Origin of the sequence: Streptomyces antnestii (genome assembly GCF_004005495.1) — a bacterium.
GTDB classification, from domain to species: Bacteria; Actinomycetota; Actinomycetes; order Streptomycetales; family Streptomycetaceae; genus Streptomyces; species Streptomyces antnestii.
In genome coordinates this window covers 97387-119665 of record NZ_RZYA01000006.1, presented here as the reverse complement: position 1 = coordinate 119665, position 22279 = coordinate 97387, and the positions used below count along the sequence as shown (strand labels likewise).

The 22279-nt window shown below is 71.2% G+C and carries 21 protein-coding genes; 12 read left to right on the top strand and 9 right to left on the bottom strand.

Annotation, left to right across the window (positions count from 1 at the left end; genetic code table 11):
- Positions 1 to 145: 145 nt before the first annotated feature.
- The 4 genes from EOT10_RS15050 to EOT10_RS15035 all read right to left on the bottom strand — a co-directional run bounded on the left by EOT10_RS15050 (position 146) and on the right by EOT10_RS15035 (position 5892).
- Entirely contained in the window at positions 146 to 1306 is a 1161-nt protein-coding gene (locus EOT10_RS15050) for an acyl-CoA dehydrogenase family protein (protein ID WP_127828702.1), read from the bottom strand.
- A 4-nt stretch (positions 1307 to 1310) separates the two neighbouring features.
- A complete protein-coding gene (locus EOT10_RS15045) occupies positions 1311 to 2267 on the bottom strand; it encodes a hydroxymethylglutaryl-CoA lyase (protein WP_127828701.1) in 957 nt (318 codons plus the stop codon).
- A complete protein-coding gene (locus EOT10_RS15040; protein WP_127828922.1) occupies positions 2264 to 4201 on the bottom strand; it encodes an acetyl/propionyl/methylcrotonyl-CoA carboxylase subunit alpha in 1938 nt (645 codons plus the stop codon). The genes EOT10_RS15045 and EOT10_RS15040 overlap by 4 nt, the downstream gene beginning before the upstream one ends.
- A gap of 68 nt (positions 4202 to 4269) precedes the next feature.
- Positions 4270 to 5892: a carboxyl transferase domain-containing protein gene (locus EOT10_RS15035; protein ID WP_127828700.1), complete on the bottom strand. Its 1623-nt coding sequence runs from the start codon at positions 5890 to 5892 to the stop codon at positions 4270 to 4272.
- Between the two features lie 121 nt (positions 5893 to 6013).
- Here EOT10_RS15035 and EOT10_RS15030 point away from each other — a divergent pair, with 121 nt between their 5' ends.
- From EOT10_RS15030 to EOT10_RS15015, 4 genes are all read left to right on the top strand, one after another.
- Positions 6014 to 6601: an SACE_7040 family transcriptional regulator gene (locus EOT10_RS15030; RefSeq protein WP_127828699.1), complete on the top strand. Its 588-nt coding sequence runs from the start codon at positions 6014 to 6016 to the stop codon at positions 6599 to 6601.
- A 122-nt stretch (positions 6602 to 6723) separates the two neighbouring features.
- Positions 6724 to 7881: an acyl-CoA dehydrogenase family protein gene (locus EOT10_RS15025; RefSeq protein ID WP_127828698.1), complete on the top strand. Its 1158-nt coding sequence runs from the start codon at positions 6724 to 6726 to the stop codon at positions 7879 to 7881.
- Positions 7882 to 7917: 36 nt separating this feature from the next.
- On the top strand, positions 7918 to 8799 hold the full coding sequence (locus tag EOT10_RS15020) for an acyl-CoA thioesterase (protein ID WP_127828697.1): 882 nt from the start codon (positions 7918 to 7920) through the stop codon (positions 8797 to 8799).
- A 46-nt stretch (positions 8800 to 8845) separates the two neighbouring features.
- Complete coding sequence (locus EOT10_RS15015; RefSeq protein WP_127828696.1) at positions 8846 to 9847, top strand: cation diffusion facilitator family transporter; 1002 nt, start codon at positions 8846 to 8848, stop codon at positions 9845 to 9847.
- On the opposite strand, the gene EOT10_RS15010 is transcribed toward EOT10_RS15015, so the two are convergent.
- Together EOT10_RS15010 and EOT10_RS15005 are read right to left on the bottom strand one after the other, a co-directional pair.
- The gene (locus tag EOT10_RS15010; RefSeq protein WP_127828695.1) at positions 9831 to 10628 is read right to left on the bottom strand and encodes a phosphatase; all 798 of its coding nucleotides are present in this window, start codon (positions 10626 to 10628) and stop codon (positions 9831 to 9833) included. The two genes, EOT10_RS15015 and EOT10_RS15010, sit on opposite strands and share 17 nt — an antisense overlap.
- Before the next feature lie 62 nt (positions 10629 to 10690).
- Complete coding sequence (locus EOT10_RS15005; protein WP_223280980.1) at positions 10691 to 12208, bottom strand: PucR family transcriptional regulator; 1518 nt, start codon at positions 12206 to 12208, stop codon at positions 10691 to 10693.
- Between the two features lie 189 nt (positions 12209 to 12397).
- Here EOT10_RS15005 and EOT10_RS15000 point away from each other — a divergent pair, with 189 nt between their 5' ends.
- From EOT10_RS15000 to EOT10_RS14990, 3 genes are all read left to right on the top strand, one after another.
- Positions 12398 to 13873: a sodium:solute symporter family protein gene (locus EOT10_RS15000; protein WP_127828693.1), complete on the top strand. Its 1476-nt coding sequence runs from the start codon at positions 12398 to 12400 to the stop codon at positions 13871 to 13873.
- Between the two features lie 76 nt (positions 13874 to 13949).
- Positions 13950 to 14921 (top strand): agmatinase, encoded by a 972-nt coding sequence (gene speB, locus EOT10_RS14995; protein WP_127828692.1) that lies wholly within the window; start codon positions 13950 to 13952, stop codon positions 14919 to 14921.
- Between the two features lie 136 nt (positions 14922 to 15057).
- Positions 15058 to 16731, top strand: coding sequence for a thiamine pyrophosphate-binding protein (locus tag EOT10_RS14990; RefSeq protein ID WP_127828691.1), 1674 nt, complete (start codon positions 15058 to 15060; stop codon positions 16729 to 16731).
- Positions 16732 to 16793: 62 nt separating this feature from the next.
- Here EOT10_RS14990 and EOT10_RS14985 read toward each other — a convergent pair whose 3' ends face one another.
- The gene (locus EOT10_RS14985; RefSeq protein WP_127828690.1) at positions 16794 to 17015 is read right to left on the bottom strand and encodes a DUF397 domain-containing protein; all 222 of its coding nucleotides are present in this window, start codon (positions 17013 to 17015) and stop codon (positions 16794 to 16796) included.
- Positions 17008 to 17802 carry a helix-turn-helix domain-containing protein gene (locus EOT10_RS14980; protein WP_127828689.1) on the bottom strand — a complete coding sequence of 265 codons (795 nt, stop codon included), beginning with the start codon at positions 17800 to 17802 and terminating at the stop codon, positions 17008 to 17010. The genes EOT10_RS14985 and EOT10_RS14980 overlap by 8 nt, the downstream gene beginning before the upstream one ends.
- Positions 17803 to 18074: 272 nt before the next feature.
- Here EOT10_RS14980 and EOT10_RS41930 point away from each other — a divergent pair, with 272 nt between their 5' ends.
- Together EOT10_RS41930 and EOT10_RS14970 are read left to right on the top strand one after the other, a co-directional pair.
- On the top strand, positions 18075 to 18254 hold the full coding sequence (locus EOT10_RS41930; protein ID WP_223280979.1) for a hypothetical protein: 180 nt from the start codon (positions 18075 to 18077) through the stop codon (positions 18252 to 18254).
- Entirely contained in the window at positions 18251 to 18625 is a 375-nt protein-coding gene (locus tag EOT10_RS14970) for a hypothetical protein (RefSeq protein ID WP_127828687.1), read from the top strand. The genes EOT10_RS41930 and EOT10_RS14970 overlap by 4 nt, the downstream gene beginning before the upstream one ends.
- Before the next feature lie 16 nt (positions 18626 to 18641).
- On the opposite strand, the gene EOT10_RS14965 is transcribed toward EOT10_RS14970, so the two are convergent.
- A complete protein-coding gene (locus EOT10_RS14965) occupies positions 18642 to 19154 on the bottom strand; it encodes a nucleotidyltransferase domain-containing protein (protein ID WP_127828921.1) in 513 nt (170 codons plus the stop codon).
- Between the two features lie 224 nt (positions 19155 to 19378).
- Between EOT10_RS14965 and EOT10_RS14960 the strand changes: the two genes are divergently transcribed.
- From EOT10_RS14960 to EOT10_RS14950, 3 genes are all read left to right on the top strand, one after another.
- Positions 19379 to 19888, top strand: coding sequence for a sigma-70 family RNA polymerase sigma factor (locus tag EOT10_RS14960; protein ID WP_127828686.1), 510 nt, complete (start codon positions 19379 to 19381; stop codon positions 19886 to 19888).
- A complete protein-coding gene (locus EOT10_RS14955) occupies positions 19885 to 20616 on the top strand; it encodes an anti-sigma factor family protein (protein WP_127828685.1) in 732 nt (243 codons plus the stop codon). Before EOT10_RS14960 ends, EOT10_RS14955 begins: the two co-directional genes overlap by 4 nt.
- A 101-nt stretch (positions 20617 to 20717) precedes the next feature.
- Positions 20718 to 22250, top strand: coding sequence for a YncE family protein (locus tag EOT10_RS14950; RefSeq protein WP_127828684.1), 1533 nt, complete (start codon positions 20718 to 20720; stop codon positions 22248 to 22250).
- Positions 22251 to 22279 lie beyond the last annotated feature (29 nt).

Here is a 22279-nt window from a genome sequence, read left to right as displayed (position 1 = left end):
CGGAGGCCAGGCCGCTGGCCGGGATGACTTAGGTTAACCTAACCTAAGTTGATCCCGGGTTGTCCAGCGGCCCGCCTCAGCCCGAGCCCTTCACTGTGCTCGCCGTGAGCCCTTCGGCGCGTCAGCCCGTAAGCCCTTCAGCGCGTCAGCCCGTAAGCCCCAACTCCCGTGCGATCAGCATCCGCTGCACCTCGCTCGTTCCCTCGCCGATCTCCAGGATCTTGGAGTCACGCCACATACGGGCCACCGGATACTCGTTCATGAACCCGTAGCCGCCGTGGATCTGCGTGGCCTCGCGCGCGTTGTCCACCGCGACCGTCGACGAGTAGAGCTTGGCGAGCGCCGCCTCCTTCTTGAACGGCTCCCCGCTCACCAGGCGCGACGCCGCGTCCCGCCAGGCGAGCCGGGCCGTGTGCGCCTTCATCTCCATGTCGGCGATCTTGAACTGGATGGCCTGGTACGAGCCGATGTTCCGGCCGAACGCCTTCCGCTCCTTGGCGTACTTCACCGACTCGTCGACGCAGCCCTGCGCGAGCCCCGTCGCGAGCGCCGAGATCGCGATCCGGCCCTCGTCCAGGATCCGGAGGAACTGCGCGAATCCGCGGCCCTGTTCGCCGAGGAGGTTCGCCGCCGGGACCCGGACGTCGGCGAAGGACAGCTCCCGCGTGTCCGACGCGTTCCAGCCGACCTTCGAGTACGGCGCCGCGACCGTGAAGCCCGGCGTTCCCGACGGCACGATGATCGAGGAGATGTGCGGCTTGCCCTCGGGCGTGCGGCCGGTGACCGCCGTGACCGTGACCAGACCCGTGATGTCCGTACCGGAGTTGGTGATGAAGCACTTCGTGCCGTTGATCACCCACTCGCCGGTCGACTCGTCGATCCGGGCCGTCGTCCGCGTCGCCCCCGCGTCCGAGCCGCCGTCCGGCTCGGTCAGGCCGAACGCGCCCAGGATTTCACCAGAGCACAGCCGTGGCAGCCACTCCCGCTTCTGCTCCTCGGTCCCGAACAGATGGACCGGCATCGCGCCGAGGGAGACCCCGGCCTCCAGTGTGATCGCCACCGACGAGTCGACCCGCGCCAGCTCCTCCAGGGCGATCCCGAGAGCCAGATAGTCGCCGCCCATCCCGCCGTACTCCTCCGGGAACGGCAGCCCGAACAGGCCCATCCGGCCCATCTCCCGCACGATCTCGTACGGGAACTCGTGGCGCTCGTAGAAGTCGCCGATCTTGGGGGCGACGACGTCGTGCGCGAACTCCTCGACGGTGCGCCGGAGTTCTTCGTGCTCGCTGCTCAGACGGTGGTCCATCGTTCTACTGCTCCTGGTGGGAGAGGGCACGGACGGTGCGGGACGGGCTCGGCCGGCCCAACTGCTGGGCCATCCACGCGCTGGTGGCGGTGAGACGGCCGAGGTCGACCCCGGTCTCGATGCCGAGGCCCTGAAGCATCCACACGAGGTCTTCGGTGGCGAGATTTCCGGTGGCGCTCTTCGCGTACGGGCAGCCGCCGAGGCCGCCCGCGGAGGCGTCCACGGTGGTCACTCCGTGCTGGAGCGCCGCGAGCGTGTTGGACAGGGCCTGGCCGTACGTGTCGTGGAAATGCACGCCGATCGCGTTCGTCGGCACACCCTCCTCGTTCAGCTCGGCCAGGAGCGTCTGGACGTGGCCCGGCGTCGCGACGCCGATCGTGTCGCCGAGGCTCAGCTCGTCGCAGCCCATGTCCATCAGGGCCTTGGCGACCCGGACGACCTGGTGGACCGGGACGGCGCCCTCCCAGGGGTCCCCGAAGCACATGGACAGATAGCCGCGCACATGCGCCCGCCCGGCCTTGGCACGCGTCACGACCGGCTCGAACATGGCGAGCGCGTCGTCCACCGTCCGGTTCAGATTGGCCTTGGCGAAGGACTCCGTGGCGCTGGCGAACACGGCGACGCGGCGCGCCCCGAGCGCGAGCGCCCGGTCGAGGCCCCGCTCGTTCGGCACGAGGACGGGCAGGTGGGGGCGGGACCCGATGTCCTGGATGAGCGGGAACAGGGCCTCCGCGTCGGCCAGTTGGGGCACCCACTCGGGGTGCACGAAGCTGGTCGCCTCGATGGTGGTGAGCCCCGCGTCCGCGAGCCGGTGCACGAACTCGGCCTTCACCTCCGTGGGGACGATCGCCTTCTCGTTCTGCAGTCCGTCACGCGCGCCGACCTCGTGGATCCGCACGCGGGCGGGCAGGTCCTGGGCGGGCACGACCATGGGCAGGGCGGTGGGTACGGGGGCGCTCATGCCGTCATCTCCTCGTGCGGGGCGACGACCGCGAGGATCTGGTCCATCGCGACGGTCGTCCCCGGTGTGACGTCCAGCTCGGCGACCGTGCCGGCGTGCGGGGCGGAGATGACGTGTTCCATCTTCATCGCCTCGACCACCAACAGGCTCTGCCCGGCCGCCACTTCGTCGCCGACGGCCACCTTCACCACGGTGACCGTGCCGGGCATCGGCGCGGTGAGGGAGTCCGCGCCCGAGTGTGCGGCGCCGGTCAGCGAGTCGGCCACCGGGTCGAAGTCCCGCACGTGCCAGGCGTCGCCGTCCCGGCCGAGCCAGTCACCGGCCCGGTGGAAGGTGTGGGTGAGCCCGTCCACGTGGACGGTGACCCGGTCCGCGGTGACGGTGTGGGTGCCGCTCGTGCCCTGTCTGACGGGTTCGTGCCCGGGCACCCTGAGGTCGAAGGCGAGCGGCGCGGGAGTGCCGCCCAGGCGCCAGCCGTTCGGCTGCGAGAAGGGGTCGGTCCAGCCGGATCCCGACGGCGTGAGGGCGCTCTCGCGAACCGCGGCGGCGGCCTCGTACACCTCCGCCGGCACCTCGCTCACGACCAGGCCGTCCACCTCGCGCTCCACGAGCCCGGTGTCGAGCTCGCCCGCCACCACGGCCGGGTGGGCGAGCAGCCGCCGCAGGAACCCGGCGTTCGTCGGCACGCCGAGCGTCACCGTGTCCGCGAGCGCCGCGCGCAGCCTGCGCAGCGCCGTCGCACGGTCGGGCCCGTACGCGATGACCTTCGACAGCATCGGGTCGTACAGGCTGCCGACCTCCGTGCCCTCGCTCAGGCCCGAGTCGGTGCGCACCCCGTCGCCCTGCGGCTCGCGCAGCGAGACGACCGTGCCGCCGGAGGGAAGGAACCCGCGGGAAGGGTCCTCCGCGCAGATCCGGGCCTCGACCGCATGCCCGGTGAGCGTGATGTCGTCCTGCGTGTACGGCAGTTGCTCACCGGCCGCGACCCGCAGCTGCCACTCCACCAGGTCGATGCCCGTGACCATCTCGGTGACGGGGTGCTCGACCTGGAGGCGGGTGTTCATCTCCATGAAGTAGTACGACGACGGGTCGTTGCCCGGCACGATGAACTCCACCGTGCCCGCGCCCCGGTACCCGCACGAGCGGGCCGCCTGCACGGCCGCCTCGCCCATCGACGCGCGCGTGGGCTCGTCGAGCAGGACGCTGGGCGCCTCCTCGATGATCTTCTGGTGGCGGCGCTGGAGCGAGCACTCGCGCTCCCCGAGATGGATCACGTGCCCGTGGGCGTCGGCGAGGACCTGGATCTCGATGTGCCGGGGGCGGTCGACCCAGCGCTCCACCAGCAGCGTGTCGTCGCCGAAGGAGGCGCGCGCCTCGCGCCGCGCGGCCGCGATCTCGTCGCCGAGCAGCGCTTCGTCACGGACCAGACGCATGCCCTTGCCGCCGCCGCCCGCGGACGGCTTGAGCAGCACGGGCATGCCGATCTCCCGTGCCGCGTCGGCCAGTTGGCCGTCGCTGAGCCCGCTGCCGGAGGAGCCGGGCACGACCGGGACGCCGGCCGCCTTCACGGTCTCCTTGGCGCGGATCTTGTCGCCCATGAGGGAGATCGCGTCGGCGGAGGGCCCGATGAAGGCGAGGCCGGCGTCGGCGCAGGCCCGCGCGAATCCCGCGTTCTCCGCGAGGAACCCGTAGCCCGGGTGGACGGCCTGCGCGCCCGTGCGGGCCGCCGCGTCGAGCAGGCGCTCCACGGACAGATAGCTCTCGGCGGCGGGCGGCGGCCCGATACGGACCGCGGTGTCGGCCTCCCGCACGTGCCGGGCATCCGCGTCCGCGTCGCTGTACACGGCGACCGAACGGATACCGAGGGCCCGCAGCGTACGGATGACGCGGACGGCGATCTCGCCGCGGTTGGCCACAAGAACGGTGTCGAACATGCTCGTGTTCATCGGGGTGCTCATCGAGGTGCTCAAGGTGCTCAAGGTGCTCATTGGGGTCCCTCCCCTCACATCCGGAAGACGCCGAAGCCGCCGGACTTCTCCGGCAGCGGCGCGTGGGCACAGGCGGTCAGGGCGAGGCCGAGGACCTGCCGGGTCTCCAGCGGGTCGATCACGCCGTCGTCCCAGAGCCGGGCCGTCGCGTAGTAGGCGTTCCCCTGGTGCTCGTACTGGGCGCGGATCGGCGCCTTGAACGCGTCCTCGTCCTCGGGGGGCCAGGTCTCGCCGCGCGCCTCCAGCTGGTCGCGCTTGACGGTCGCGAGGACGGAGGCGGCCTGCTCGCCGCCCATCACGGAGATCTTGGCGTTGGGCCACATCCACAGGAAGCGCGGCGAGTAGGCCCGGCCGCACATCGAGTAGTTCCCCGCGCCGTACGACCCGCCGACGACGACGGTCAGCTTCGGTACGCGGGTGCTGGCGACGGCCGTGACCATCTTGGCGCCGTGCTTGGCGATCCCGCCCGCCTCGTAGTCCCGGCCGACCATGAAGCCGGAGATGTTCTGCAGGAACACGAGCGGGATGCCGCGCTGGTCGCACAGCTCGATGAAGTGCGCGCCCTTCTGGGCGGACTCGGAGAACAGGATGCCGTTGTTCGCGACGATCCCGACCGGGTGGCCGTGGATCCGGGCGAAGCCGGTGATGAGCGTCTGCCCGAACTCCGACTTGAACTCGGCGAACCGTGAGCCGTCCACCACGCGCGCGATGACCTCCCGCACGTCGTACGGGGTGCGCGAGTCGACCGGCACCGCCCCGTAGAGCCCGGCCGGGTCGACCTTCGGCTCCACCGCCTGCGTCACCGACCAGGGCAGCGGGCCGCGCTCCGGGAGCGTCGAGACGATCGTGCGCACGATGCGCAGCGCGTGCGCGTCGTCCTCCGCGAGATGGTCCGTGACGCCCGAGACGCGGGAGTGGACCTCGCCGCCGCCCAGCTCCTCCGCGGTCACGACCTCGCCGGTCGCCGCCTTCACCAGGGGCGGGCCGCCCAGGAAGATCGTGCCCTGATTGCGCACGATCACGGCCTCGTCGCTCATCGCCGGGACGTACGCCCCGCCCGCGGTGCACGAGCCGAGGACCGCCGCGATCTGCGGGATGCCGGCGCCGGACATCCGCGCCTGGTTGTAGAAGATCCGCCCGAAGTGCTCGCGGTCGGGGAAGACCTCGTCCTGCATCGGCAGGAAGGCGCCCCCGGAGTCCACCAGGTACACGCACGGCAGCCGGTTCTCCAGGGCCACCTCCTGCGCGCGCAGGTGCTTCTTCACCGTCATCGGGTAGTACGTGCCGCCCTTGACCGTCGCGTCGTTCGCCACGATCACGCACTCGCGGCCGCTGACCCGGCCGATCCCGGCGATCACCCCGGCGGCCGGGGCCTCGCCCCCGTACATCCCGTCGGCCGCGAGCGGCGCCAGCTCCAGGAACGGGGAGCCCGGGTCGAGCAGGGTGTCCACGCGGTCGCGCGGCAGCAGCTTGCCGCGCGCGGTGTGCCGGGCGCGGGCCCGCTCACCGCCGCCGAGCCGGGCCGCGGCCAGCTTGCCGCGCAGCTCGTCGGCCAGCGCCTCGTGCGCCGCCTCGTTGGCCTTCCAGGCCTCCGACGCGGGATCGGCCGCGCTCGTCAGCTCCGGTGCCTCCTGCATCGCGCAGTCCCCTCGTTCGGCTCGCGCATCGGTTCGCTTCGGCGCTCCCGCTCGGTTAATGAGCGTTAACGCGTTTCCTTCAGGTTAACGACCGCTAACGTCGCTGTCTAGAATTACGTCCATGGCCACCAGAACCGACGCCCCCACCCGCCGCGAGCAGATCCTCAAGGAGGCCGCGCGGCTCTTCGCCGAGCGCGGGTTCCACGGGGTCGGCGTCGACGAGATAGGTGCCGCGGTCGGCATCAGTGGACCCGGGCTCTACCGGCACTTCGCCGGCAAGGACGCGATGCTCGCCGAACTCCTCGTCGGCATCAGCGGCCGGCTCCTGACCGGCGGCAAGCGCCGCGTCGCCGAGTCCGACGGCGGCGACCCGGGCGCGCTGCTCGACTCGCTCATCGAGGGGCACATCGACTTCGCCCTCGACGACCGCCCCCTGATCACCCTGCACGACCGTGAGCTGGACCGCCTGCGCGACAGCGACCGCAAGCTGGTGCGCCAGCTCCAGCGCCAGTACGTCGAGCTGTGGGTGACGGCGGTCCGCGAGGCGTATCCGGGCCTGCCGGAGCAGCCCGCGCGGGCGGCCGTGCACGCCGTCTTCGGCCTGCTCAACTCGACCCCGCACCTGGGCAGGCCCGGCGCGCTGCCGGGCCGCGAGGCGACGGCGGGCCTGCTGCACCGCATGGCGAGGGGAGCCTTCGAGGCGGCCTGAGGGTCCTGCCCCGGCGTGACGCACGTCTCTGGACGCTCCCGCTAACTGGCGGGTAACGTAAGTCTGAGCAAGCGCTTAGTCGTGCAGTGATGCCGTTGCAGCCGTACCCGAAGGAGCAGGTCGTGCGCCGTACCGTTTTCAACGAGGACCACGAGGCGTTCCGGGACACCATCCGCGCCTTCATCGAGGCCGAGGTCGTGCCCGTCTACGACGAGTGGTTCGCGGCCGGACAGGCCCCGCGCGACTTCTACTACAAGCTCGCCGAGCTCGGCGTCTTCGGCATCCGCGTGCCCGAGGAGTTCGGCGGCGCCGGCATCGACTCGTACAAGTTCGAGGCGGTGATGTACGAGGAGACCTCGCGCGCGGGCGTCCAGTTCGGCGGCTCCGGCGTGCACGTGCTGCTCGGCCTCCCGTACATCAAGATGCTCGCCACCGACGAGCAGAAGAAGCGCTTCCTGCCGAAGTTCGTCTCCGGCGAGGAGATGTGGGCCCTCGCGATGACCGAGCCGGGCACCGGCTCCGACCTCGCGGGCATGAAGACCACCGCCAAGCTCTCCGAGGACGGCACGCACTACGTCCTCAACGGCGCCAAGACCTTCATCACCGGCGGCGTCCACGCCGACAAGGTGATCGTCTGCGCCCGCACCGACGCGCCCACCGCCGAGGACCGCCGCCACGGCATCTCCCTCTTCGCGGTGGACACCAAGTCCGAGGGCTACTCCATAGGCCGAAAGCTCGACAAGCTCGGCCTGAAGACCTCAGACACCGCCGAGCTGGCGTTCGTCGACGTGAAGGTCCCCGTCGAGGACCTCCTCGGCGAGGAGAACAAGGGCTTCTACTACCTCGGCCACAACCTCGCCTCCGAGCGCTGGGGCATCGCCTTCGGCGCCTACGCGCAGGCCAAGGCCGCCGTCCGGTTCGCCAAGGAGTACGTCCAGGAGCGCACCGTCTTCGGCAAGCCCGTCGCCTCCTTCCAGAACACCAAGTTCGAGCTGGCGGCCTGCCAGGCCGAGGTGGACGCCGCCGAGGCCGTCGCCGACCGCGCTCTCGAGGCCCTCGACGCGGGCGAGCTGACCCCCGCCGAGGCCGCCAGCGCCAAGCTGTTCTGCACCGAGGTCGCGCACCGCGTCATCGACCGCTGCCTCCAGCTGCACGGCGGCTACGGCTTCATGAACGAGTACCCGATCGCCCGCCTGTACGCGGACAACCGCGTCAACCGCATCTACGGCGGCACCAGCGAGATCATGAAGACGATCATCGCGAAGGACATGGGCCTGTAACCCGCCCGTCCCTCCGCCTTCTGTAGAACTGGCTGTATGAATCAGGCACTGAAGTCCCTGCTCGATCTGCTCGACCTGGAGCAGATCGAGCAGGACATCTTCCGCGGGCAGTCCCGCTCCGCCGTCGTCCCCCGGGTCTTCGGCGGCCAGGTCGCGGCCCAGGCGCTCGTCGCCGCCGGCCGCACCGTCCCCGCGGAGCGGCACGCGCACTCGCTGCACGCGTACTTCCTGCGCCCCGGCGACCCCGGCGCGCCCATCGTCTACACGGTCGACCGGATCCGCGACGGGCGCTCCTTCACCACGCGCCGCGTCGTCGCCGTCCAGCACGGCCAGCCGATCTTCCACCTCTCCGCGTCCTTCCAGACGTACGAGGACGGGCTCGAGCACCAGGCCGCCATGCCGCCCGCGCCCGACCCGGAGACGCTGCCCACCGCCGCCGAGATCCTGCCGCGCTACGCCGACGCGTTCGTCGAGCCCGGCGTCGCCGAGCGCCTCCTCGAAGCGCGCGAGGCCGTCGACCTGCGGTACGTGGACGCCCCGCCGTTCGGCAGCGTCGGCACCCCGAAGGAACCGCGCTCGCAGGTCTGGTTCCGCACCAACGGCAAGCTCGACGGCGTCATCGACGAGCCGCTGCTGCACGTCTGCCTCGCCACGTACGTCTCCGACATGACGCTCCTCGACTCCGTGCTGCTCGCGCACGGGCGCGGGGGCTGGGCCGTGGGCGACGTCGTGGGCGCCTCGCTCGACCACGCGATGTGGTTCCACCGGCCGTTCCGCGCGGACGAGTGGCTCCTGTACGACCAGGAGTCGCCCTCGGCGTCGGGCGGGCGCGGCCTCGGCCAGGCCCGCATCTACACCCGCGACGGACAGCTCGCGATCTCCGTGATCCAGGAGGGCGTGGTCCGCGTACCGCGCTGACCCCGCGTGGTCGCGTCCCATACCGATCGGACATACCGTCACCTGCATGGGCACGAGCGCTGAGCGGACGACCGGGACGGCCGGCGACACGGGTGGGAACGGCGGCGGCGAGAGCACTTTCACCGTCATCGTGGCGGCGGTCGCCAACCTCGGGATCGCCCTCGCGAAGGGCGTCGCCGGCGTCATCAGCGGGTCGAGCGCCATGCTGTCGGAGGCCGCCCATTCGGTGGCCGACACGGTCACCGAGGTCCTGCTGCTCACCGCCCTCAAGCGCAGCGAGAAGCCCGCCGACGAGGACCACCCCCTCGGCTACGGTCCGGAGCGCTACATCTGGGCCATGCTCGCCGCCGTCGCCACGTTCGTGGGCGGCGCCGTCTTCTCCCTCTACGACGGCATCCACACGCTGGCGGCAGGGGAGGAGCTCGGCGACCCGCTCGTCTCGTACATCGTCCTCGCCGTCGCCTTCCTCCTGGAGGGCCTCTCCCTGCGCACCGGCATGCGGCAGGCCCGCGCCGAGGCCGCCCGGCTCGGCGCGCCCATGGGCAGATACCTGCGCCGGACGCCCGACACCGCCGTCAAGGCCGTCGTCATGGAGGACTCCGCGGCCCTCGTCGGCCTCGTGCTCGCCGCGGGCGGACTCCTCGGCGGCCAGCTCACCGGCTCCGGCGTGTACGACGCCGTCGCGTCCCTGTGCATCGGCGTACTGCTCCTGTACGTCGCCTGGGTCCTGGGCCGGTCGAACGCCGAACTCCTCATCGGGCGGCCCCTTCCGGAACCGGTCCGGCAGGAGATCCGCGGGATCATCGCCGGGGTCGAGCACGTCGAGGCCGTCCTCGAACTGACCACCCTCGTCCAGGGCCCGCGCGAGGCCCTCGTCGCCGCGAAGGTCGACTTCCGCGACGCGTCCACCGCCGCCCAGATCGAGTGGGCCTGCGAGGAGGCCGCGCGGCGGCTTCGGGAGCGCTTCCCGCATGTGCGCCGGGTCTACCTGGACCCGACGCCGGGGTTCGCGCAGCGCCGCGAGGAAGGGCTCAGCCCGTGGGGCTGAGGCCCGCCGCGTCCAGGAGGTACGCCGTCATCGGGTCGTAGTGGCGCGGGCTCGTGACGTGGTCGTCGAGGGGCACCGTCACCTGCAGCGTGCCCTCGGCCTCGCCGATGAACAGCGCAGGGTCGTTGCTGTCCGCGTAGCCGACGGAGTCGATGCCGCGCTGCCCCGCGCAGCCCGCCCAGCCGTGGTCCGCGACGACCAGGTCCGGCAGCGGGCGGCCCTCGCGCTCCAGGCCGTCCAGGATCCGCGCCATCGGGTCCGGGGAGTGCGTGTGCCACAGCGTCGCGCCCCGCTCCAGGACCGCCACGTCCGCGAACTGGAAGACCATGCCCTCGTCCGTCGCTAGCCCCTCCGGGATCACGACGATCTCGCAGCCCGCCGCGCGCAGCGCCGCCGCCGTCGCCCGGTGCACGTCGAGCAGCCCGCCCGGGTGGCCCGTAGCGAACAAGACACGCTCCTCGCCGGCCGCCGCCTTGCGCAGGCGCGCCGCCATCCGCTCCAGGGCGTCGACCGTGAGCTCCGGGTCGATGGTGTCCTGGCCGAAGCGGAACTCGTGGTCGTCGTTCACGCCGCACCGCTCCGCCATCACCGCGAGGACGTCCTGCTCGTCGGTCCAGCGATCGCCGAGTTCCAGGCCGAGCCAGTAGTGGCGGTCGCCGTTCGCGAGCCTGCGGTAGTGGGCGAGGTTGTTGTCGCGGGGGGTGGCCACGTCGCCCGCGATGCGGGTGCGGATCAGATGGTCGACGAGCGCGGCGCGGCTGGGGATCCCGGATATCGGCATGGGATCCATTGTGCCGCCGGGAGATCGTCGTGGACCCGGCGTCCCGGAGGGTGGGACGTGCGTCACTCTGCGTGGCGCAGCGCGAACCACAGCTCCATGCGTACGTCGGGGTCGTCCAGGTCGACGTCCAGAAGCGTCGCGCACTTCGCGATGCGCTGACGGACGGTGTTGCGGTGGACGGCGAGCGCGGTGGCCGTACGGTCCCAACTGCCGTGCAGGGAAAGCCAGGTGCGCAGGGTCTGCGGCAGGGCCGGCGTATGGGAGATCGGCGCGAGAAGCGCCCGCGAGTGGGCCGCCGCCTCGCCCGGGTCGACGAGCGCGGCGAGGCCCCGCGCGTCCGCGCGGTGGTGCAGGAGCGGGGTGCGGGTCGCCTTCGCGCGGGCCAGGGCGCGGGCCGCCTGCGCGTCGGCCGCCGGCAGCGCGTCCGTCGGCGCGGCGGCGCTCACCCCGAGACACCAGCCCTCCTGGACGACGACCTCCTGGTCGGCGGGCAGCAGGGCGCGTATGAGGGAGTCGGTGGCGTCGAGCAAGGGCGTGCCGAGCGCGACGGGCGGCGGACCCGCCCGGTCGGGGGCCGCGTGGACCACCCGCCATGTGCCCTCTCCGAGGAGCGGCGCCACGTCCGCCGGGCCCTCGCCGAGGAGGAGCCGCACCAGAGCGGCCGAGCGCGCCGACTCGGCCGTCGTCTGGTGCTCCCCGGTCAGCAGCGACAGCAGCACGACGGCGACGCCCGCGATCGTGTGGCCGCCCGGGTCCCGGTGGCCGACCGCCGTCCCGAGGGCGTACCCCTGGCCGCCGCCCAGCGCGTACGCCGCGAGATGCGTGCCGCCCACCGTGTCCGCCGCCGACGTGGGGGAGGGGAAGAGACGGGTCTCGCCGGGGCGCACGATCCGCATCAGCTGGGCCATCGCCGCCGTCACCTCGGGCCCGGGCGCGGGGCCCGCGCGGCCGACCTCCGTGCCGTCCGGCGCGGTGAGCTGGGCCCAGCCGCCGGTGCGCTGGGCGAGCTGGCGCAGCACGGCGGGCACCGGGTCGGGCCGCGCCGCCGCCGTGGCGAGGCCCTGCTGCGCCTCGCTGACCCGGCGCAGCTCGGCCATGCGCGCCTGCGCCATGAGCTGCCAGACCGCGCGCGCGACCTCGCTGAACGTGGTGCGGGGCGGCACCTCGAAGAGCGGCAGGCCGTGCCGCTCACAGGCCTCGACCAGGGCGCGCGGCACGGTGTCGTGCACCGGCGCGACACCGAAGCCGAGCGCCGCGCCGCCCGCCTCGACGACCCGCGCCACGTAGTCGTCGTAGTAGGGCCCCGTCCCCGCGGCCTCCGTCGCGTGCACCCCGGCGGTCAGCAGCAGCTCGCCGCCGAGCAGATACGGGTACGGGTCGGCCATCTCGGACGTGTGCGCCCAGTGGATCACCGTGTCGGGGCCGACGGCCGGGCCCGCGATCTGGCGCAGGCCGAGGTCCTCGCGGGCGAGCAGCGCGACGAGCGGCACCGGCGGCGTCGGCGGGACGGCCGGTGCGGGTGGGCCTGCGGGTACGGAGGGTGCTGACGGGCCCGCCGTCGACCGGGTTGCGTCCGGCATGGTGGACGATTTCTCCATCCAGTCGCGAGAGAGTGGATAAAAAGTACACTTCAGCGTTGCTTTCAGGCCACCTAAGGTCGTGCCGACCGCAGGCCGCGGGTACGGGCGGATGTCCCCACGGCCGGTCCACCCCCATCTCCACACCCCCATCTGCACGACACGCCACCGAGGTGCGCGAAGGAGGGCCCTATGGCCGTCGACTACACAGTGATCGTCCTCTACTTGGCCGGCATGCTCGCCATGGGCTGGTGGGGCATGCGCCGCGCCAAGTCCAAGAGCGAGTTCCTGGTGGCGGGCCGCAGGCTCGGCCCGATGATGTACTCCGGCACCATGGCCGCGATCGTCCTCGGCGGTGCCTCCACCATCGGCGGCGTGGGCCTCGGCTACCAGTACGGCCTGTCCGGCGCCTGGATGGTCTTCACCATCGGCCTCGGCCTGCTCGCCCTCTCGGTCTTCTTCTCGGCGCGCATCGCCCGCCTGAAGGTCTACACCGTCTCCGAAATGCTCGACCTGCGGTACGGCGGCCGGGCCGGCGTCATCTCCGGTGTCGTGATGTGGGCGTACACGCTGATGCTCGCCGTCACCTCGACCATCGCCTACGCCACGATCTTCGACGTGCTGTTCGACATGCCCCGCACGTTCGCGATCATCCTGGGCGGCGCCATCGTCGTCGCCTACTCCACGCTCGGTGGCATGTGGTCCATCACCCTCACCGACATGGTGCAGTTCGTGGTGAAGACCATCGGCGTGCTCCTGCTTCTCCTGCCGATCGCCGTGATCAAGGCCGGCGGCTTCAGCGAGATGAAGGCCAAGCTGCCGACCACCTACTTCGACCCGCTGGGCATCGGCGGCGAGACGATCTTCACCTACGTGCTCATCTACACGTTCGGCATGCTGATCGGCCAGGACATCTGGCAGCGCGTGTTCACCGCCCGCAGCGACAAGGTCGCCCGCATCGGCGGCACCGTCGCCGGCACCTACTGCCTCCTGTACGCCATCGCCGGCGCCGTCATCGGCACCGCCGCGAAGGTCATGTACCCGCACCTGTCCAGCCCCGACTCCGCGTTCGCGACCATCGTCAAGGACGAACTCCCCATCGGTGTGCGCGGCCTCGTGCTCGCCGCCGCGCTCGCCGCCGTCATGTCGACCTCGTCCGGCGCGCTGATCGCCTGCGCGACCGTCGCCAACAACGACATCTGGTCGCGGCTGCGCGGCGTCATCAAGCCGTCGGGCGCGAGCGGCGACGAACCGCACGACGAGGTGAAGGGCAACCGCCTCTTCATCCTCATCATGGGTGTCGCGACGATCTGCATCGCCATCGCGCTCAACAACGTCGTCGAGGCCCTGACCGTCGCCTACAACCTGCTCGTCGGCGGGCTCCTCGTGCCCATCCTCGGCGGCCTGCTGTGGAAGCGCGGCACCGTGGCCGGCGCCCTCGCCGCCGTCATCGTCGGCGGACTCGGCGTCATCGGCCTGATGGCGGGCTACGGAATCCTCGCCAACGAGCCCGTCTACTACGGCCTCGTGCTGTCCCTCGCCGCGTACGTCATCGTCTCGCTCGCCACCAAGCCGACCGACGCCGCGGTGCTCGCCACCTGGCGCGAACGGCTCGCCGGGCGCGGGGCCGAGGCGGACGCCGACGAGCCGGTCGGCGCCACCCAGTAATCCCGGAAGGCGCGCGTGGCCCCACCCAGGGCCACGCGCGCACGACGCAACAAGCGTAGGAAAGAAGGCAATTCGCATGAGCAGCAACGAGACGCCCCGCGGTCCGGTCGACTCCTCCCGCGTCCCGCGGTACGCCGGTCCCGCCACCTTCGCCCGCCTGCCCCGCCTCGACGAGGTCGGCACCGCGGACGTGGCCGTCGTGGGCGTGCCCTTCGACACGGGCGTCTCGTACCGCCCCGGCGCCCGCTTCGGCGGCAACGCGATCCGCGAGGCGTCCCGCCTCCTGCGCCCCTACAACCCGGCGCAGGACGCCTCCCCGTTCGCCCTCGCGCAGGTCGCGGACGCCGGTGACATCGCGGCCAACCCGTTCAACATCAACGAGGCCGTCGAGACGATCGAGGCCGCGGCCGACGACCTGCTCGGCACGGGCGCCCGCATGATGACGCTGGGTGGCGACCACACCATCGCTCTCCCCCTCCTCCGCTCCGTCGCCAAGAAGCACGGCCCGGTCGCGCTGCTCCACTTCGACGCGCACCTCGACACGTGGGACACCTACTTCGGCGCCGAGTACACGCACGGCACCCCGTTCCGCCGTGCCGTCGAGGAGGGCATCCTCGACACCTCCGCGCTCTCGCACGTCGGTACGCGCGGCCCGCTGTACGGCAAGCAGGACCTCACCGACGACGAGAAGATGGGCTTCGGCATCGTCACCTCGGCGGACATCTACCGCCGCGGCGCCGACGAGGTCGCCGACCAGCTCCGCCAGCGCATCGGCGACCGTCCCCTCTACATCTCCATCGACATCGACTGCCTCGACCCGGCGCACGCCCCCGGCACCGGCACCCCCGAGGCCGGCGGCATGACCTCGCGAGAGCTCCTGGAGATCCTGCGCGGCCTGTCCTCCTGCAACCTCGTCTCCGCCGACGTCGTCGAGGTCGCCCCGGCCTACGACCACGCCGAGATCACGGCGGTCGCGGCCTCCCACACGGCGTACGAACTGACGACGATCATGTCCCGCCAGATCGCGGCCGAGCGCGCGGCGAAGTAGGACCCCCGTCTGGTCGGGTTGTGGGCAGGCGTTCCGCTGGGGGTCCCCCCAGGTCCTTCAGACACTGGGGGAGGAACGGGTGGGCACAACCCGACCACCGGCCCGCACCCGACCACCACGCCCAGGGGACCCGAACATGACCCACGACCACGACCTGGAACTGCTGCCCACCCCGGCGCAGACCGAGGCCGCCCTCACCCCGCCCGCCGGGCGCAACGGCGGCGACCTAGTCGTCGAAACCCTGCACGGCCTAGGCGCAAGCACCGTCTTCGGGCTCCCCGGCCAGCACGCCCTAGGCATGTTCGACGCCCTCCGCCGCTCCGACCTGCGCTACGTGGGCCTGCGCGTCGAGAATAACGCCGGCTTCGCGGCGGACGCCTACGGCCGGGTCACCGGCGAGGTGGCCCCGCTCCTCCTCTCCACCGGCCCCGGCGCGCTGATGTCGCTCGCCGCGCTCCAGGAGGCGGCCGCCGCCTCCGCGCCCGTACTCGCCATCGGCAGCCAGATCCCGGTCGCAGGGCTCGGCGGCGGACGCCACGGCTACCTGCACGAACTCCGCGACCAGCAGGCGTCGTTCCGGGACGTGGTCAAGTCCGTCCACACCGTCCGTACGCAGTCCCAGATCCCGTCCGCGATCGCGGCGGCCTGGGAGTCCGCGCTGACGGCGCCGCACGGCCCGGTCTGGGTGGAGATCCCGCAGGACGTGCTCCTCGCGGAGACGACCCTCCCGGTCGTCACGGCGATGGACGCGACGCCGCGGGACCTGGTCCCGCGCCCCGAACTCACCGCGGTGGCAGCCGACTTGCTGTCACGCGCCGAGCGCCCCGTGATCATCGCGGGCGGCGGAGTCGTACGGTCGGACGCGAGCGGCAAACTGCTGGCCCTCGCGGAGAAACTGTCCGCCCCCGTCGTCACGACCTTCGGCGGCAAGGGCGCGTTCCCCTGGGAGCACCCGCTCTCGCTCCAGTCCTGGATGGAGGACCGCCACACGACGGACCTCCTGGAGGACGCGGACGTCCTGCTCGTCGTCGGCTCGGGCCTGGGCGAACTCTCCTCGAACTACCACACGTTCGCGCCGCGCGGCCGGGTGATCCAGATCGAGGCGGACGCCGGAAAGCTGGAGTCCAACCACCCGGCGCTCGGCATCCACGCGGACGCGCGGCTCGCGCTCTCGGCGCTCGTCGAGACGGTCACTGAGCGCGTGGACCCGTCGGCCCCCGAGCGGGTCGCCGCCCTCCTGACCGCGGTCCGCGAACGCCTCGACGGCCAGGACCTGGCTTTCGAGCGCCAGATCCTGAACTCCGTACGCGAAGCGCTCCCCGCCGCCTCCCCCTCCTTCTGGGACATGACGATCCTGGCCTACTGGGCCTGGTCGGCGTGGCCGGGCGCGCTGCACTCGGCGCAGGGCGCGGGCGGCCTCGGCTACGGGTTCCCGGCCGCGCTCGGCGCTGCCGCGGCCGACCCGTCGAAGCCGGTCCTCGCGGTGTCCGGCGACGGCGGCGCGATGTACTCCATCGCGGAACTGGCCACGGCGAAGCAGTACGACCTGCCGGTGACCTGGCTGATCGTCGACGACGGCGGCTACGGCATCCTGCGCGAGTACATGACGGACGCGTTCGGCGAGGCGACGGCGACGGAGCTCTCCCGCCCGGACTTCGTGGCACTGGCGGAGTCCTTCGGGGTCCCGGCGGTACGGACCTCCCCGGAGACCCTCCGCGACGACCTGGCAAAGTCCCTCGCGGAACCGGGCCCGTCGGTGGTCGTACTCCCGGCGCTCCTGAAGATGTTCGCGCCTACGCATCTGGGCTGACAGGCTTGGCAGTTCACGGCCTCCGGGACATGTGCTCCCGGAGGCCGTCGGCGTTTCTTGCCTCAGACGGACAGCTCTCCGGCCCTGACCGCCGCAACGAACGACGCCCAGCCGCCCGAGGGAAACACGAGCGCAGGGCCGCCGGGGTTCTTGGAGTCACGGACGGGGACGCCGGCGGGGTGGCCGTCGAGGACTTCGAGGCAGCTTCCGGCGTTGTTATCGCTGTGCGACGACTTGCGCCAGCCGCTCAGCGCGGCCGCGTCCTGGATGGTGCGCTCAGTCATGGTGTCCGTACTCCTTCGCGGTGGCCCTGAGCAGGGCTAGTGAGTCCTTCAGCGGCATTGCGTTGCTCAGCGCAAGATCGTAGCGATGCTGCAACTTCCGGACCATGGAAGGGGAATCGTGCAACTTCCCCGTGCCACCGCCTTCGCTGTATGCGAGCGGGGGCTGGTCTTCGAACCACATCAACGTGAGCATGCTGTCCACCAGCGGATGATGACCCCCGCCGAACGGCATCACATGCACTCGGATGCGCCCGGTCTCGGCAAGGCGAACGACATGCATGACCTGCTCGGCCATGACATCTTCGCCGGTCACAGGGCGTCGCAATAGCGTCTCGTCGAGCAGTGCCCACACTACGGGCGTCACCGGGTCTTCGAGGATCCTCGCACGCTCAAGGCGTGTGACAACGCGCCTGTCACACTCCTCTTCACTCACCGGGGGGAACGCGGTGCCCAGAAGGGCACGCGCGTACCTTTCCGTCTGGAGGATGCCGGGAAAGTAGGCCAGGGCGAACTCGCGGATCATCACCGCTTGTTGTTCGAGTACGCGCACTGCCTCGAAGTAGTCGGCTGCCGCGACGTCGTCCTCCGGCAGGAAACTACTCAGCACATTCCCCGTGTTCAGCGCCCTGTCCAGCCGCCGCGCGTCCTCCTTCGACGGCACGCGGCGCCCCGCCTCGATGTGCGCGATGTGCGAACGCGTCATGACGGCCGACGTTGCCAGGTCCTGCTGCGTCAAGCCGGCGGCCTCGCGTTGCGCCTTCAACCATTCCCCATAGGTGTTGCTCATCGTCAACTCCCGTGTGACAGATGCCTTGTCACCTCGTACCCCCTGGCGAGCCTAGCTTCGGCCGTCTCACTCTGTGAGCAGATCGCTACACGGCGATGTCCTGACGCAGAGGAACTGATGACGTGTTGAACCTTGTCTCCCGCCTCGTCGAGCCCCTGCTGCGGTGGGTGTGGCCGGCCTCCGGGTGCCACCGGCAGAGCGGGGGCGGGCCTGTCGGCCCCGTAACCGCAGACTTCGCACATGCGCCTCCGTCACGCCGTCCCTCCCCGCACATGGCCCCCCTCCGAGGCGAGGACTCCCGGCTCGTCCGCCCTTACGTCCTGGCCCACGAGCAGCGCGCGCGGCGTGAGCAGGAGAAGCGGCAACGGGCCCGCCGGCGCGCCCTCTGGCTCGCTGTGCACGGCGTGGACATCGGCCCGCGCTACATCCACGGTGTCGAGGTGACCGCATGATGTTCCATGGCTACGAGGCCGCGACTGCCCGCCGGCCCAGGCTTCTGCCCTGGTCCAGCCTCGAAGGGAACCCCTGCTACCTCGTGAGCGACGACACCGGCGACAGCTATCTCTCCCGCGTCGCCGACAACGTCGAGTCCGTCCAGCTCGGAATGGCCGAAGACCTCCTATCTCACGCCGCCGACCTGCTCGGCAACGGCCACGGCAAGGCCACCGAGCCCCAACTCCACTTCCTGGCCTCACGATTGGCAGAATCCCTGCGCGACGTGCACCGCATCGCCCGCAGTCGTGGCGCCCGCCTTCACGTCCCCGACGGCAATGACGACGAGTCCTCCGACTTCACTCCCGCGTCGCGCCCCGACAGCTGTTGACCGCTCACCGCTTGGATTAGCTGGTGCGATACGACTTGGGCACGGGAAGCCCGAATCGGGCGCAAAGCTGCGTCACGTCAGAGAAGTCAACTGCGCGTGGGGTATATCCGGTGTGGCATCGCAGTGCCCACTCCGGGGCCTCGCAGCGCACGACCGTATCGAGGATCTGGCCTACGCCACCGAGGTCGGCCGTAGTGAACTGATGTCCGTTCACGACGCTCCCGTAGTGAACGACTCCGTTGGCGAGCTCCTCGTACAAGTGAAGATCGACTCGCAGGTGCTCACCATCGTGCAGCACGAAGTTCCACGGCCTGTCGCCGCCCCAAGGCAGCACGCGGTCGATGCCGAGCCTGGAAAACGCGGCGATCAACGGGTCAAGGTCAGCGGCTGGAAGCCAGAGGTCGAGGTCGGAATGTTCGCGGGTTTGGATGCCCAAGAGCGCGTCAACGGCCCATCCGCCTCCGACACAGGCTCGTACTTCGTGAGCATCAAGCTCTGCGATCACTGACAATGCCGACTCAGCTGTCATGACGTGCTTGTGCATCCGCCGCCTCCGATCTGCTCGGGGTTCTGTGAGCGATGACGCGGCGTGGTTGATGACCGCACGATCGCGGGCATTCTGCCTCACCGGACTCTACCGACTGCGCTCCCGGGGGCAGCAGGCGTTTTCGGGGCCGGCGGATGTGAACCGTGGGCGCCCGCGCGACGTACACCCGCCCGGTGACCCGATGATCAGCGGAGCGGAAGTGGGCTATGACGGCGGATGAGGAGTTGCTGCGCGCGCTGTACGACGAACACGCCGGAGTCCTGCACGCTTTCGTGCTGCGTTATGTTTCCGACCGGCAGCGCGCGGAGGACGTCGTCCAGGAGACGCTTCTGCGGGCGTGGCGGAACCTGGACGCCATCGACCGGCAACACGGCAATCCGCGCTCCTATCTGTTCTCGGTGGCGCGCAACATCCTGACCGACCAGTGGCGCGCCGAGCAGCGCCGGCCGCGGCTGGTGCAGAACGACGAGGCGATGGCGTCCGCGGCGGTCGGCGACGACCTGGACCGGATGCTGGACGGCTGGCTCGTCAGCGAGGCGCTGGAACGGCTCTCTCCCGAACACCGGGCGACGCTCGTGGAGTTGTACTACGGAGGACGCAGCGTCGCCGAGGCCGCCGCGCAGCTCGGGATACCGGCGGGGACGGTGAAGTCCCGTGCGTACTACGCCGTGCGCTCGCTGCGGACGGTGCTGGAGGAAATGGGAGTGGTGCGGTGAGGGAGAGCAACGAGCGGCACGAGGGGCGGCCCGAGGAGCGGCATGACGAGCTGCGGGCGCTGCTCGGTGCCTATGTGCTCGGCGGTCTGAACACGGAGGACCGGCAGAGGCTGGAATCCCATCAGGCGGGCTGCGACTCCTGCCGGCGGGAGCTGTCCGCGTACGCCGTGCTGCCCGGGCTCCTCCGCCAGGCGGGGCCGCCGCCGCAGCCCGGCCCGCCGCCGGACCACCTGTGGGACGGCCTGATCGCGGCCGCCCGATCCGAGCGTGCGGAGAGTGAGGGGCAGGACTCCGTTCGCCGCGGGCCCTGGTTCCGGCGCCCACGCCTCGCCCTGGTGGCCGCGGCCGTGGCCGGTCTGCTGCTCGGGGGCGGCGCGGTCGGCGTCGTCGCGTTGAACGGTGACCGGACGGAGGTGTCCGCGGGGCCGGGACCGGACGGCAAGCCGCTGATCGCCATGGCGGGCAGTTCGGCGAGCGGTCACGGGGGGCTCGAAGCGCGGGCATGGGGGACCGAGATCGCCCTGCATGTCCAGGGCATGCCGCGGGGCGAACACTTCGTGGCGTGGGTCGTCGACCGGCACGGGCACCGCGAGCAGGCCGCCGAGTGGTCCTCCACGCCCAATGGCGTCGCACGGCTGCGCGGTGCTTCCTCGATCCCGCGCGACCAGGTCGCACTGCTGCGCGTGGCGACCTCGGACGGCAGGCCGCTACTGCAGATGCGTCCCTGAAATTTCGAGGACGGGTGGTTCCGTTTTTCTTTCGCCACTCATGAACCGACCTCCAACTCCCGTCGTACACGTCCTTGTTACGGGCATCGGAGGAGGTCGGAGTGGGAGTGAACAGGTTCCGCAAGGCCGCCGTCGCGGCATCGGCGGCGGTCGCGGTCGTGGCGGCGGGAAGCGTCGGGATGGCGCTGGCGGACGGCGGCGACGGCGGTGACGGCGGGGCGTCCCGGGGAGGCGGCAGCCACGGCAGCACCCCGGCGGTGGCACGGCAGAACGGGCCCGTCCAGGCGCCCGCGCTGCCGGGCGCGCAGCCCATCTCGTCGGCGGACCGCGTCTATACGGCCGATCAGACGTCGAACACCGTCTCCGTGATCGACCCGTCGACGGACCGGGTCCTGGGCACCCTCGCCCTTGGCTCTGAGCGACTCGGGGGAGTCCTGGGAGCCCAGTACCTGAAGGAGGTCGGCGTCCACGGACTGGGGTTCTCCCGCGACGGGCGCCGGCTCGGGGTCGTCAGCGTCACCACGAACTCGGTCGTCGTGATCGATACGGCGACCAACGAGGTGGTCTCCAAGACGTACGTCGGCCGGGCCGCCCACGAGGGGTTCTTCAACGCCGACGGCAGCGAGTTCTGGGTCGCCGAGCGCGGGCGGGACACGGTGGCCGTCGTCGACGTCGAGCGAGGGATCGTCAAGAAGCGGATCCGTACGGCACAGGGCCCGAGCAAGGTCCTGTTCAGCCCGGACGGGAAACGCGCCTACGTCAACCACATCGGCGCCGCCGAGGTCGACGTCATCGACACCGGCAGCCAGGAGGTCGTGCAGCGCATCGGCGGCATCGGCGACGTCTTCTCCCCGGACGCCGCGCTCTCCCCGGACGGCCGGGAACTGTGGGTCGGCCAGAAGAAGGCGGGCCGGACGACCGTCGTCGACGTGCGGGAAGGGCGCGTCCTCACCGTCCTCGACACCGGCCCGGAGACCAACCACATCAACTTCGTCACCACGCCGGAGGCCGCGTACGCGTACGTCACCGTCGGCGGCCTGGACCAGACGCTCGTCTACGAACGCCACGGCGCCGAGCCCAAGTTGGTGGACCGCATCCACGACTCCGGCTCCACACCGCACGGCATCTGGCCGAGCCCGGACAACAGCAAGGTCTATGTGGCCTTGGAGCGCGGCGACGGCGTGGACGTCATCGACACCCGGACCCGCCGCGTGGTGAAGACCCTTCACGTGGGGCAAGACCCGCAGGCTCTTGTCTACGTGGCACGGTCCACGCCCGCCGCGACCTCCGGACTCGGCCGTCAGGGCCTGGCCGCCGCCACCCGCGACGTGCCGGTGGATGTCCCCCGGGACGCCGGCAGTGATGTCGAGGCGACCGTCCGCCCCGTCGACGGCCTCGACCAACTCCTGTTCTCCGCCCGTGGCTTGGCCCCTTCCACCCAGTACACCCTCTACGGCCGGCGCGACGGCGAGCGCACCCCGCTGGTCGACTTCACCACCGACGCGAAGGGCGGGGCACCCCAAGTACTCGTCTTCGCCCGCTTCACCGGCGTGTACGACGACCGGCTGGTGGTGCAGCGCACGCCCGCGCACGCGAACGGCACGGCCCATGCGGCACATAAGCACAGCGACTGACTCCCGACCACGACACCTCCCAACTCACA